Origin of the sequence: Saccharopolyspora sp. NPDC050642 (assembly GCF_040654735.1) — a bacterium.
Classification (GTDB): domain Bacteria; phylum Actinomycetota; class Actinomycetes; order Mycobacteriales; family Pseudonocardiaceae; genus Saccharopolyspora; species Saccharopolyspora elongata.
In genome coordinates, this window is the sequence record NZ_JBFAIN010000010.1 from 1 (window position 1) to 11,872 (window position 11,872).

The following is an 11,872-nucleotide window of genomic DNA, read 5'->3' on the forward strand; positions in this document are numbered from 1 at the left end:
GGCTTCGGGCGAGCCATCCCACGCTCCCAACGATCGAAACGTGATCAACTCCAGCCACCACCATGCCAGACAAAGATCATTATGCAAGGACCCCTTAGCCGCGAATGGCGTGTACCTGGCGGTTCCATGGCTCGCGTGCTGCTGCGCAGGTCTCAGGACTCCAGCACTGCCATGATCATGGCTGCGAGATACGCGGTGAATCCGGCGACGGTGTGCAGATGTCTCGTCGCAATGACGTCGTCGGCGACGGCCATCGCGATGTGTATCAGCAGGCGGGCAGTCTTGCGGTCCAGCTCCGGACGGGTGGCCTGCAGCAGCGCCACCCACTCGGCGACGTACTCGCGCTGGTAGCCGGCGGCGAGCTGCTCGATTTCGGGCTCACCTGTCAGCTGGCGCCCCAAGCGTGGCCGAGCAGCGAACCGCGACACGTATGCGTTGGCGACCGCAACCAAGGCCTCGTGCGGATCCTCCGTTCTGCTCAACGCTTCTTCCAGATCCAGCCACAGAGAATGCGTGCCGCGTTCAATGACCGCCTTGAGCACGGCGGCCTTGTTGTCGAAGTAGCCGTACAGGTTCGGACCAGTCACGTCCGCTTTGGCGCCGATGTCATCCAGCGACGTTTCGTGGTAGCCCCGCTCGGCGAACAGACGATTCGCAGCCAGCAGCAGGCGCTCCCGCCGCGACACAGGACGCAGCCCAGTCTTGCCCACGGCCGGCCCCTCTCCTGTGCCGGAGCCGGAGCCGGAGTCCAAAGGCAAAGCGGCGATCGCGCGTCCCGCGCGGACGAGGGCATCAGCGTGATCAGATCCAGAAATTCGAACCGATCGGTAGCTCGGGCTTGCCATGACCGACTGGATCCCCCATGCGAGGAGTTCCGCATGAGCAGCGGACAAATCGGGGCGATCACGCTGGAGCAGCCGTACGTATCCCTGCGCGGACTGACGCAACGTGTCGCGCAGCGCCGCCTGTGATTCCTCAGGCAGGTGTCGGGCCTCTCGAGACCAGAGCACCCCCAACGGGCGGGCGACGGCAAGTGCGCTGGCATCAACGAGCACAAGCTCCAAAGAGGCGTCTCCCTCCGGGAAGGCGATATCACCGAAGCTGTCCTCGATCACCGCCTCCAGGAGTACCGCCTTGTTGGCGAAGTGTCGATACAACGCGCTCGGCGCAATCCCCACGCGACTTGCGATCGCCCCCATGGTGACGTTGTGGTAACCGAGTTCGACGAACAAGTCGCGCGCGTGGGCCAGGATCTGCTGCTTGCGATCCTTCGGGCGCCGCCGCACGCCGCCCTCGGCACTCTGCTCGCTCACCGAGAGTCACCTCCAGAAGATGTGAATACCCGATAAATTGTAACGGCGAACGGGTTGCCGTCCTCTTCGTCGCCACCTGTCCCCTCGGACAGGGCGGCCTCGGGCGACTGCGCTTTCGCGATCCCATCGGCGCCGGTGAGGATCACCACGTCGACGTCCTCGCGTCCATCGGCCTCCGCCAGCCGGGCGGGCAGTCGCTCGGCGCGTGCGCCACCGCCACCGCGGCGCTGAACTTCACCACCGACTACGTCAAGGAGCGCAAGGTCTTCGACAAACCGGTGGCCTCCTTCCAGAACACCAAGTTCGTCCTCGCCGAGTGCGCCACCGAGATCGAGGCGGCCCAGGCGATGGTCGACCGGGCCATGAACCTCCACGACAGGGGCGAGCTGACCGCCGCGGACGCTGCCAAGCTGAAGCTCTTCGGCACCGAGATGGCCGGGCGCGTCATCGACGAGTGCCTCCAACTGCACGGCGGCTACGGCTACATGCGGGAATACCCGATCGCCCGGCTCTACGCGGACACCCGCGTCTCGCGGATCTACGACGGCACCAACGAAGTCCAGAAGACCGTGATCGCGAAATCGCTCGCCCTGTAGCACCCCGGACCGAGCGGCGCCCTCGCTGCCCGAGGCTACTCGCGCAGCGAGGTGCCCAGCTCGACCGAGATCAAGGATCAGCTTCGCCGCTGGCGGATCAAGACTTCCTGCACGACCGAGGCGACCAACTGGCCGTCCTGAGCGAAGAACTGACCACGCGTCAAACCTCGGGAAGACGCATAGCTGGGGCTGTCCATCGTGAACAACAACCAGGTGTCGGCGCGGAACGGCCGGTGGAACCACACCGCGTGGTCCAGCGAAGCCATCCGGGGCGCAACAGGAGAGCTCGCATAGGGCAGGTATGCGGTCGACGCCAGCCGGACATCCGAGGTGTACGTCAAAGCGCAGGCATGCACCAACGGCACATCGGGGAGCTCTCCGACCACGCGTACCCACATCTTCTGCTGCGGCCCCAGCCCGGTATCGAACTCCGGGTTCAGGTCGGTGACCCGCCGGGTTTCCAACGCTCCCTGGAAGATCTCGTGCTCCGCTTCCTCTTCGACACTCCACCCGGCAGCCAATTGGTCCGGCTGGGGCACCGCAGGCATGTCAACCTGGTGCTCCTCGCTGTCCTCCGGCCTCTGGAACGAAGCAGAAAGACTGAATATCGTTTCACCGTCCTGGACAGCGACCACGCGGCGAGTGGTGAACGAGGCGCCTTCACGGGTTCGGTCCACCTGGTAGACGATCGGACGGCCAGTTCTCCCTGCACGGATGAAATATCCGTGCAGGGAGTGCACCGCGCGTTCAGCCGGCACCGTCGACCCCGCAGCGATCAGCGACTGCGCGGCCACATGCCCGCCGAACGCCGTCAACGGGGCACCCGGATGGCAGGTGCCGCGGTACAGGTTCTCCTCCACCCGCTCGAGCGCGATCAGCTCTGTAAACGGTGCGGCACCAACACGATCAGGAGTCATGCTGAAAACTTACCCCGCGTTCACATAATCTCCCACGCCCCAGCAGACTTCATCACACTTCTCAAAGCATCGGCCTCGCAGAGGAATTAGCCCGAAGCTACATCGCCCTCCATCTTCCGCGGCGGCGCAACACGAGCCGACCACGTTCAGCCCCGCCTACCCACCGCCGCAAAGCTGCCGTGATCTCATTTTCACTAGCGCCACAGAAGCCCCGATTCGTACTTGCGTCCGGGCTGACTCCGCTGGTCGGAACCGGTCGCGACGAGGCGCCGACAGTGGTGTTCTTCATGGATCACTGCGGCGGTGCGGGTGGCGGCGCGCAGTCCTCGTTCGACGGGCTGGACCTGTACGGCATGACGATCAGCCCCGGTATCGGGCTGCCGAGCATCGGGGTCAACGAGAGTACGCAGCCGGCCCTGCACCTGTGGCGCACGCTGAACGCGAACTCCGGTGGGCCAGGCGTCCACCGCGGCGGTCTGTCGATGGAGAGCGCGTGGGCGGTTTACGGCAGCGACGGGCCGCGGCTTCGATATCTCCAAGTCCGTGGCCGGGCGAGTCGTGGACCAGCACCCCAGATCTCCCTAGCGCTGGCACCAGTGAAGCGAACGCCAGCATCGTCGATGGTGTACGTCTCTGGTTGAGCCTGGCTCACCGCCGAGCTCGACGCCGACTGCGATGTTGAGGCAGTTGCTGGTGCAGCCACGCCCACTGTCGACATGGCGCGCCGCTCGTTCGTTGCGCACCGATGTGCCGTTCCGGTGCCTCCCAGTACACGCCTGGGTCTCATCCTCTGGTCCAGAGTCGAGCCGGCACGGTGGTCCGCTGGAGGAGAGCCGACCTGCTTAGCCGTCGGAGCCTTCGGTGGGCCCGGCGATCGTGCGGGGTTCGTCGCTTCGGCCGACGCTGATGCGGCGGGGTTTGGCCTGCTCGGCTACCGGGATCCGCAGGGTCAGCACCCCGTTGCGGTACTCGGCCTGGATGCGGTCGACATCCAGGGCTCCGCCGAGCTGCAGTTGCCGGGCGAACGTGCCGGTGGGGCGTTCGGCGACCACCCAGCTGACTTCCGAACCGCTGGACTCGGTCGGGCTGCGCTGAGCACGCACTGTCAGCGTGTTGTGCTCGGCGATGATTTCCAGGGACTCGCCCTCGATGCCTGGTAGGTCGAACTCGACGACGTACTCCTCACCGCGGCGGTAGGCATCCATCGGCATGGGCTGCGGCGCGCGGGCCGCACTGAGCACCTCGTTGGCCAACCGGTTGATGTCGCGGAACGGGTCGAACTGCAGTACCGGCATCGCACACCTCCTTCCGAACACAAGCCCTGGGACGGGATTTGCCGTCCTCGGATGGCGGCCTCAGGTGCGCGCTCGATGGCAGGGTGACGTCCCTGCTGACACATGGTGCAAGTCGACTGCTGAGCAGAATTCTAGTCCGGCAAGGACAGATCCCTCCATGCACCGCGACGCTTGTGGCAGATGCGCATTCGAGAGCCGGCTGGGGACGTTGGCTGCGGTCTCGGCTCGTTTCAACAGGTTCCGCGGACACTGAAGAACTGGGTCTGTTGGCCAACAGCGACACTCCTGTGGTGATACGTGGCAGAGGTGCCGGTGTGCTGATGGTTTCGGGGTGTCCTCGGTCTTTGCGGAACAAGCAGTCGCCTGCGGTGGTTCTGGGCCGGGATTAAGCTGCTGAGCACACCCATGGGGGGCGTGGGAGTCGCTAGGCGAGATGGGCCATAGGACTGGTGGGGCGATCATGACTTCCGATGCAGCGCCCGATGCTGGCGGACAACGGCGGGCCCGGCGGTGTAGCTCGGGTGACGCCGTGGAGACCGTGGGCGAACAGGACGACGCATGTCCGGGCGGCGCGGGCACAGGGCGGGGCAGTGACTTCGCCGAGTTGGTTCAGATGGTCAAGCAGCGTGGTTTGCTCGATCTTCGCCGCGTTTACTACGCGGTGAAGATGGCCTTCAACGGCGCGGTGTTGGCGGTCGGCGCGGTGGCGTTCGTCTTGCTCGGTGATTCGTGGTGGCAGCTGGTCACTGCGGTGGCCTTGGCGGGAGTGTTCACTCAGCTGGCCTTCATCGGACATGATGCCGGGCACCGCCAGATCTTCCGCTCCCGCCAGGCCAACGATCTGGTAGGTCATGTTCACGGCTGTCTGACGGGAATCAGCTACGGCTGGTGGGTCGGCAAGCACCGGCGTCACCACGCCAATCCGAACCACGAGGATGCCGACCCCGACATCGACATTCAGTCGCTGGCGTTCACCGCCGAGCAGTCTCGCACCAAGCGCGGCGCTCTCCGGTGGATGGCCAAGTACCAAGCGTTCTTGTTCTTCCCTCTCCTGATGCTGGAGGGGATCGTTCTGCACGTTCGCAGCATCCGGGCCGTGCTGCGGCGGGAGGTGAAGGCGCACCGAGTGGAAGCCGCTCTGCTCGCCGCTCATGTGGTGGGCTACCTGGTGGTGGTGTTCCTGGTGTTGTCACCACTCAAGGCGGTGGCGTTCATCGCGGTACATCAGGGGCTGTGGGGCGTGTACATGGGCTGTGCGTTCGCGCCCAACCACAAGGGCATGCCGACCCTGTCCGCGGCCGACAAGCTGGACTTCCTGCGCAAGCAGGTACTCACCTCCCGCAACGTTCGCGGGGGCCGGTTCGTGGACTTCCTGCTCGGTGGCCTGAACTACCAGATCGAACATCACCTCTTCCCCAGCATGCCGCGGCCGAACCTGCGCCACGCCCAGCCGCTTGTGCGCCAGTTCTGCACCAGCCGCGGAGTGTCGTACAGCCAGTGCGGCCTGTTCCATTCCTACGCACTGGTCCTGCGGCACCTGCACGCCGTCGGCGCACCACTGCGACACCCATCGGTGCCGCAGCAGTGCTAGACCGGTGATCCGTTCCTCCGCCGAGCGGATCTATCGGACCGTGAGCAGGTGGCTGCCGTCGTTTCCCAACGGGCTTCCGGTGATTCCTCGGTTGGCTTCGGATCATCGGCCAGCAGGTCGTGGGGAGAGGCGACGCTGTCTTGTTCGAGGTCGCCGGGAACCCCGAAGAGGTGCGAGATACCCGCCTCCCGCAAGCGCCGCAGCAGGAATCCACCGAGGAGTCGACCGGCGCGCATGGTCGGAAATCTGCGGCCGGTCCGCTGACACAGGATGTCAGGGGACCGGTCCTAGCGTCTGCGGCATGACGAACAACGACTTCGCGTTCTTCACCGGCACCTACGACGTCGCCAACCGCTGGCGCAAGGACTTCCTCGACCCGACGGAGGGCGACGACCGTTGGGAGGAGTTCCCCGGCATCACCCGCGCCTCCTGCCACTTCGCCGGCGCCGCCAACTTCGACGAGATCGAGTTCCCGACCAAGGGCTTCTCCGGGCTGACCCTGCGGCTGTTCGACCCAGCGACCGCACAGTGGTCGCTGTACTGGGCCAGCAAGCGCACCGGCACCCTCTTCCCACCCGTCACCGGCAGCTTCGGCGCTGACGGCACCGGCGTCTTCCACGGCGACGACGAACACGACGGCCGCAAGGTCAAGGCGCGCTTCACCTGGTCCGGCATCACCACCGACCGCGCCCACTGGGAGCAGGCGTTCTCCCTCGACAACGGGCGGACCTGGATCACCAACTGGCACATGGACTTCGTCCGGCGCACGGCCACCGACCGCGTCGCGTAACGGCGGCTGCCACGTCTTCGGGCCTCCTCACCGGTGGTCACATGGGCTCGATGTTCCCGCCGGCGGCTGCGCGTGCCGTGGGGTCGCCGTCCTCGATCGCGCTCGCCAGCAGGTCCCAGGAGAGCTCGCTGCGGGAGCCGAACGGCAGCCACACCCAGGCGCAGGTTTCGTCTTGGGCGACGAACAGCGGCCTGGCGCAGCACCCGAGTGCCCCAGCCGTCGCGCTGCTGGACAAGGCCTTCGCAGCACTGCCCCTGCCGAGTGGCGCGAGCTGCTCGACCAAGAGCGGAAGGTGCCCGCGCTCCTGACCTGGGCGAACACACCGAGGCCGTGCTCGGCGAGCTGGGCTCGACGCCGCCGGGCTCGACGAACTACGAGCTGCGGGAGCCATCCCCACCAGTCGGCGGCCCGCGCGGACAGCGCCTAACTCGGGTGGCGCGGCCACGCTCGGGCGGTCCACGTTTAGAGTCCTGTGCGCTCGGAAAACTTTCGAGCATGGACCAGCCCGTGCCGAGCCGCGCCACGCAGCGGTTCCGCGTGGCACCGGAGCGGATCACGGCCTGCCTCTTCGACCTCGACGGCGTGCTCACCAGCACCGCCGCACAGCACATGGCGGCCTGGAAGCAGACCTTCGACGCGTTCCTGCGGGAGCGGGAGGGTGAGCGCTTCTCGCCGTTCACCGAACGCGACTACCTGGAGCACGTGGACGGGCGGCCGCGGGCGGACGGCGTGCGCCAGTTCCTCGCTTCCCGCGGCATTTCCCTTCCCGAAGGGCGTCGCGACGACTCACCGGCCTCGGAAACGATCCACGGGCTGGGCAATCGGAAGAACGAGACCCTGCAGACGATCATCCTCGAACGCGGGGTGACTCCCTATCCCGGTTCGGTGCGCTACCTGGAGGCGGCGCGGGACGCCGGACTCGCCATCGGCGTGGTCACCTCCTCGGAGAACGGCGCGTCGGTGCTGGAGGCAGCGGGCTTGGACCGCTTCGTGCAAGCGCGGATCGACGGCCTGGTGATCACCGAGCAGAAGCTGCGCGGCAAGCCGGCGCCGGACGCCTTCCTGGCCGGGGCCCGGGCACTCGGCGTCGCGCCGGCCGAGGCGGCGGTCTTCGAGGACGCGCTGGCGGGCGTGCAGGCCGGCCGGGCCGGCGGGTTCGGGTGGGTGGTCGGCGTCGACCGCACCCACCACGCGGACGAGTTGCGGGCGCACGGAGCCGACGTCGTGGTCTCGGACCTGGCCGACCTCCTGGTCGCGGACCGCTGAAGGACGAGGTGGTGGACGTGACGACTTCCCGACTACCGGGATACGAGGTCGCCCCGTGGGAGCTGCGGTGGCGGTGGCTGGACCTGGACGCCCTGCGCCGCACCGAATCCACCTTCGCCCTGTCCAACGGCCACATCGGATTCCGCGGTTCGTTCGAGGAAGGCGAGCCGCGCGGCCTGCCCGGTACCTACCTGAACGGCTTCTACGAGCGGCGACCGCTGCCTTACGCCGAGGCCGGGTACGGCTACCCGGAAGACGGCCAGACCGTGGTCAACGTGACGGACGGCAAGATCATCCGGCTGCTGGTCGAGGACGAACCGGTGGACATGCGCTACGGCTCGGCCCCGCACCACGAGCGCGTGCTCGACTTCCGGTCGGGGACGCTGCGCCGCAGCACCGAGTGGGTCTCCCCCACCGGCCGGCACGTGCGCATCACCTCGGAGCGGCTGGTCTCGTTCACCCAGCGCGCCATCGCCGCGATCCACTACGAGGTCGAGCCGTTGGACGGGCACGCGCCGCTCGTGGTGCAGTCCGAGTTGCAGGCCAACGAACCCATCGAGCGGGACGTCGACGATCCGCGAGTGGCCGCCGTCCTGGAGGGCGCGCTGATCTCGGACTTCGCCGTGGGCGAGGGCAACCGCGCGGTGCTGGGCCACCACACGCGCCGGTCCGGCCTGCGCATGGCGGCGGCGATGGACCACGAGGTGGACGCGCCCGGTCCGGTGTGGACGGAGAACCGGACGGAGGGCGACCTGGCCCGGCTGACCGCGGCCGCCGAGGTGCCCCAGGGGCAGCGGCTCTCGCTGACCAAGTACGTCGCGTACGGCTGGTCCAGCCAGCGATCCCCGCAAGCCCTGCGGGCCCAGGTGGAGGCCGCGCTGGCCGGCGCCCGGCAGAGCGGCTGGCAGGGCCTGCTCGACGAGCAGCGCGCCTACCTGGACGACTTCTGGGAGGCCGCGGACGTGGAGATCGACGGTGACGCCGAGCTGCAGCAGGCGGTCCGGTTCGCGCTGTTCCACGTGCTGCAGGCCGGTGCCCGCGGGGAGACCAGGGCGATCCCGGCGAAGGGGCTCACCGGGCCCGGCTACGACGGGCACGCGTTCTGGGACACCGAATCTTTCGTGCTGCCGCTGCTGACCTACACCGTCCCGGAAGCCGCCCGCAACGCGCTGCAATGGCGTCACTCCACATTGGACAAGGCGCGGAACCGGGCCGCTCAGCTCGGCCAGGCCGGCGCCGCGTTCCCGTGGCGCTCGATCGACGGCGATGAGTGCTCCAGCTACTGGCCGGCCGGTACGGCGGCGTTCCACATCAACGCGGACGTCGCCGACGCCACCGCCCGCTACCTCGCGGCCACCGGGGACGAGGACTTCGAGGCCTCCGCCGGGCTGGAACTGCTGGTGGAGACGGCACGGCTGTGGACGTCGTTGGGACACCACGACGCGCACGGCCGGTTCCGCATCGACGGGGTCACCGGCCCCGACGAGTACACAGCCGTCGTCGACAACAACGTCTACACCAACCTGATGGCTCAGCGGAACCTGCACGAGGCGGCCGCCCACTGCGAGCGGCACCCGGAACTGGCCGGCGAGCTGGGCGTGGACGAGGAGGAGGCGGCCCATTGGCGTGACGCGGCCGACCGCATGGTGGTGCCCTACGACGACGCGCTCGACGTGCACGTGCAGTCCGAGGGGTTCACCAAGCACGCCCACTGGGACTTCGCGAACACGCCCCCGGAGGACTATCCACTGCTGCTGCACTACCCGTACTTCGACCTCTACCGCAAGCAGGTGGTCAAGCAAGCGGACCTGGTGCTGGCCATGTTCCTGCGTGGGGACGCCTTCACCCCGGAGGAGAAGGCCAGGAACGTGGCGTACTACGAGGCGCTGACCGTGCGGGACTCATCGCTGTCCTCATCCGTGCAGGCGGTGCTCAACGCCGAGGTGGGCCACCTCGAACTGGCCTACGACTACTTCGCCGAGGCGGCCCTGGCAGATCTGCACGACATCTACCAGAACGTGCGCCAGGGCCTGCACATCGCCGCACTTGCCGGTGCGTGGATCGCGGCGGTCGCCGGGTTCGGCGGGATGCGGGACCACAGCAGCGAGCTGAGCTTCGCGCCCCGGCTGCCGCCCGTGCTCAGCCGCATCTCGTTCCGGATGTGCTTCGCCGGCAGCCGGATCTGCGTCACCATCCACCGCGACGAGGCGACCTACGCGCTGCGCCACGGAGAACCGGTGCAGACCTCGCACCACGGCACGCCGATCTTGCTGGACCAGGGCCGGCCGATCACCATGCCGATACCACCGCCGCCGGAGAACCCCGCGCCCCGCCAGCCCGCGGGGCGCGCTCCGGCCCGCCGCCGGATCCGGCCGACGCCCGGTGGCTGAGCCGCGAGTTCATCGAGCTCAGGCCCGATTCCCACCCCCGGGGCGCCGGTCCGGCGGGCGCACCGGCGGGATCGGACGGCTGGGCCAGCGTCGCGGCCCGGACCACAGGGCGGGCACGGCGTCGGTCGCCGCCGCGAGCGCGTACGCGGTGGACTCGTAGTTGACCCGCCAGCCCCGGAAGTGCGGCCACGCCTCCTCCGGAGTCCGCTCCACCGGGAACCCGACCTCGGTCAGCCGCGCGACCGCCGCGCGGTATTCGCCGTACGACAGCTCAATTCCGGAGTCCGGATCGGGATCCTCATCGACCGGAATGCCTACGGCGAAAGCGATCTGCCGCAGAGCGGTGAAGCCCATCCGCAGGCACAGCCGCGGCTCGATCTGGTCCCGGCTCGGGCACAGCGCGAGCAGCAGCGCCGCCGAGTCCAGCACGGCCAGCAGCCCGACCAGCCACGAATGGCGCGGTTGCGGGGACCGGAACCAGACCAGGACCGGGTAGTTGCTGTGGCTCTCGCCGATGTCGGCCGCCCACCTCTCCCAGAGCCGGTACAACTCGGTGAGGTCGTCTTCGCCTAGCTGGATGCCGTACCTGGTGCGGACGAGCAGCTCCGGCCCCCACGGCGGAGATCCAGCCCGCGCCCCCAGCAAGGTCACCTCGGTCTCGCGGCGGTTGAACGCCGAGTACAAGGTCGGCAGGTAGGCGATCTGGAGGGCCACGATCAGAAGCCCCGTTCCGGCCGCCAGGAAATCGATGGCGCTCGGCCCGGCGGTGGCGGTGGTGGCGAACCCCAGCGTGAACAACGACGAACCGGCCTCCCGAGCCGACTCGGCCAGACCCGGCTCCCACGGGAACAGCAGAAGGGTGTAGCCGAGAAAGTAACCCGCGAGCCACGTGGCCAGCATGACGGCGAGGAAGGTGACCGGCTGCGCGGCGAGAATCCGGTCCCGCGTCGGGTAATCGGGCGCCGACCTGGTGAGCAGCACGAAGAGCGAATCCACCGACCGGCGCACCAAACGCGTGAGCCCGCCGGGACGCGCACGGGTGATGACCAACGTCCGCGCGACGCTCACCGTCACCACCGCCACGAGCAGACCACCCATGACGGCCGCGACGACCGCGGCAGCCGCGCCGACACCACCGGTCGGCACGGCCGTCCTGCCGTCCAACTGCCCCACGCACATCCCGGTTTCATCCACTGTGGACTGACCTGGCCCGTTCAGCCGACCGAACCGAACGTTCGTGCGACTGTTTCACCACCAGCAACGCCTGCACTGGCTGGCCGAACACGTCATCGACTGGTCCGCGGTCCCGGCGGTCCACATCAGACCCGCGGTGCTGCTCGAGAACCCGTTGTTCTCCGTGCTCGCCGCGCAATCGATCCGCGACCACGAGGCGCTGGCACTGCCCTTCGGAACGGGCCGCACCTCCCCCATCGCCGTCAACGCAGTCCTGCGCGCACCGCAACGCCACATCGGCTCGGTGCACGAACTGACCGGCCCCGCCCCGCGCGCCGATTCGCTCCGGCAGGACCCGGTTCCACACCACGATTGAGGTTTTCGCGATCGATCGAAAGAGCCTTAAGCCTCAACCGACCGCCGATCCGCACCGCGCGCACGTACGCAGCCACGCACCGCGACCCCGTCCGGAGATCCGGACGTGCGGCCAAGGAGTTGAGCGGGGGTACGGGCAGACTTACGCTCGGTCACGAGATGGCCA

Annotated in this window: 13 protein-coding genes; 7 read left to right on the forward strand and 6 right to left on the reverse strand. The window is 68.0% G+C overall.

All coding sequences use genetic code 11. The features are described 5' to 3' along the window. Window positions 1-152: 152 nt before the first annotated feature. Both AB0H93_RS17555 and AB0H93_RS17560 read right to left on the reverse strand, forming a co-directional pair. Complete coding sequence (locus tag AB0H93_RS17555; RefSeq protein WP_358573450.1) at window positions 153-1,313, reverse strand: helix-turn-helix domain-containing protein; 1,161 nt, start codon at window positions 1,311-1,313, stop codon at window positions 153-155. After that, window positions 1,310-1,462, reverse strand: coding sequence for a hypothetical protein (locus AB0H93_RS17560; RefSeq protein ID WP_358573452.1), 153 nt, complete (start codon window positions 1,460-1,462; stop codon window positions 1,310-1,312). The genes AB0H93_RS17555 and AB0H93_RS17560 overlap by 4 nt, the downstream gene beginning before the upstream one ends. A gap of 18 nt (window positions 1,463-1,480) precedes the next feature. Between AB0H93_RS17560 and AB0H93_RS17565 the strand changes: the two genes are divergently transcribed. Then, window positions 1,481-1,909, forward strand: a complete 429-nt coding sequence (locus tag AB0H93_RS17565; protein ID WP_358573985.1) for an acyl-CoA dehydrogenase family protein — start codon at window positions 1,481-1,483, stop codon at window positions 1,907-1,909. Between the two features lie 77 nt (window positions 1,910-1,986). On the opposite strand, the gene AB0H93_RS17570 is transcribed toward AB0H93_RS17565, so the two are convergent. Further along, the gene (locus tag AB0H93_RS17570; protein ID WP_358573454.1) at window positions 1,987-2,826 is read right to left on the reverse strand and encodes an acyl-CoA thioesterase II; all 840 of its coding nucleotides are present in this window, start codon (window positions 2,824-2,826) and stop codon (window positions 1,987-1,989) included. 179 nt (window positions 2,827-3,005) lie between these two features. On the opposite strand from AB0H93_RS17570, the gene AB0H93_RS17575 reads away from it, so the two are divergent. Beyond that, the gene (locus AB0H93_RS17575) at window positions 3,006-3,467 is read left to right on the forward strand and encodes a hydantoinase B/oxoprolinase family protein (RefSeq protein ID WP_358573456.1); all 462 of its coding nucleotides are present in this window, start codon (window positions 3,006-3,008) and stop codon (window positions 3,465-3,467) included. Between the two features lie 201 nt (window positions 3,468-3,668). On the opposite strand, the gene AB0H93_RS17580 is transcribed toward AB0H93_RS17575, so the two are convergent. After that, window positions 3,669-4,121, reverse strand: coding sequence for an Hsp20/alpha crystallin family protein (locus tag AB0H93_RS17580; protein WP_358573458.1), 453 nt, complete (start codon window positions 4,119-4,121; stop codon window positions 3,669-3,671). A 613-nt stretch (window positions 4,122-4,734) separates the two neighbouring features. On the opposite strand from AB0H93_RS17580, the gene AB0H93_RS17585 reads away from it, so the two are divergent. Then, on the forward strand, window positions 4,735-5,712 hold the full coding sequence (locus AB0H93_RS17585) for an acyl-CoA desaturase (RefSeq protein WP_358573988.1): 978 nt from the start codon (window positions 4,735-4,737) through the stop codon (window positions 5,710-5,712). A gap of 301 nt (window positions 5,713-6,013) precedes the next feature. After that, window positions 6,014-6,502: a hypothetical protein gene (locus AB0H93_RS17590; protein WP_358573460.1), complete on the forward strand. Its 489-nt coding sequence runs from the start codon at window positions 6,014-6,016 to the stop codon at window positions 6,500-6,502. A gap of 37 nt (window positions 6,503-6,539) precedes the next feature. Here the strand turns inward: AB0H93_RS17590 and AB0H93_RS17595 are convergent, their stop codons facing one another. Beyond that, a complete protein-coding gene (locus tag AB0H93_RS17595) occupies window positions 6,540-6,785 on the reverse strand; it encodes a hypothetical protein (protein WP_358573462.1) in 246 nt (81 codons plus the stop codon). A gap of 212 nt (window positions 6,786-6,997) precedes the next feature. Here AB0H93_RS17595 and AB0H93_RS17600 point away from each other — a divergent pair, with 212 nt between their 5' ends. Both AB0H93_RS17600 and AB0H93_RS17605 read left to right on the forward strand, forming a co-directional pair. Further along, on the forward strand, window positions 6,998-7,768 hold the full coding sequence (locus AB0H93_RS17600; RefSeq protein ID WP_358573464.1) for a beta-phosphoglucomutase family hydrolase: 771 nt from the start codon (window positions 6,998-7,000) through the stop codon (window positions 7,766-7,768). A 17-nt stretch (window positions 7,769-7,785) separates the two neighbouring features. Further along, entirely contained in the window at window positions 7,786-10,158 is a 2,373-nt protein-coding gene (locus AB0H93_RS17605; RefSeq protein ID WP_358573466.1) for a glycosyl hydrolase family 65 protein, read from the forward strand. A gap of 18 nt (window positions 10,159-10,176) precedes the next feature. Here the strand turns inward: AB0H93_RS17605 and AB0H93_RS17610 are convergent, their stop codons facing one another. Beyond that, entirely contained in the window at window positions 10,177-11,331 is a 1,155-nt protein-coding gene (locus tag AB0H93_RS17610; RefSeq protein WP_358573468.1) for a hypothetical protein, read from the reverse strand. A gap of 64 nt (window positions 11,332-11,395) precedes the next feature. Between AB0H93_RS17610 and AB0H93_RS17615 the strand changes: the two genes are divergently transcribed. Next, window positions 11,396-11,707 carry a hypothetical protein gene (locus AB0H93_RS17615; protein ID WP_358573470.1) on the forward strand — a complete coding sequence of 104 codons (312 nt, stop codon included), beginning with the start codon at window positions 11,396-11,398 and terminating at the stop codon, window positions 11,705-11,707. Window positions 11,708-11,872: the final 165 nt, after the last annotated feature.

Coding starts and splice junctions, on each gene's coding strand:
- AB0H93_RS17585 (WP_358573988.1), top strand. CDS start 4,735: ATGGTCAAGCAGCGTGGTTTGCTCGATCTTCGCCGCGTTTACTACGCG.
- AB0H93_RS17570 (WP_358573454.1), bottom strand. CDS start 2,826: ATGACTCCTGATCGTGTTGGTGCCGCACCGTTTACAGAGCTGATCGCG.
- AB0H93_RS17600 (WP_358573464.1), top strand. CDS start 6,998: ATGGACCAGCCCGTGCCGAGCCGCGCCACGCAGCGGTTCCGCGTGGCA.
- AB0H93_RS17590 (WP_358573460.1), top strand. CDS start 6,014: ATGACGAACAACGACTTCGCGTTCTTCACCGGCACCTACGACGTCGCC.
- AB0H93_RS17580 (WP_358573458.1), bottom strand. CDS start 4,121: ATGCCGGTACTGCAGTTCGACCCGTTCCGCGACATCAACCGGTTGGCC.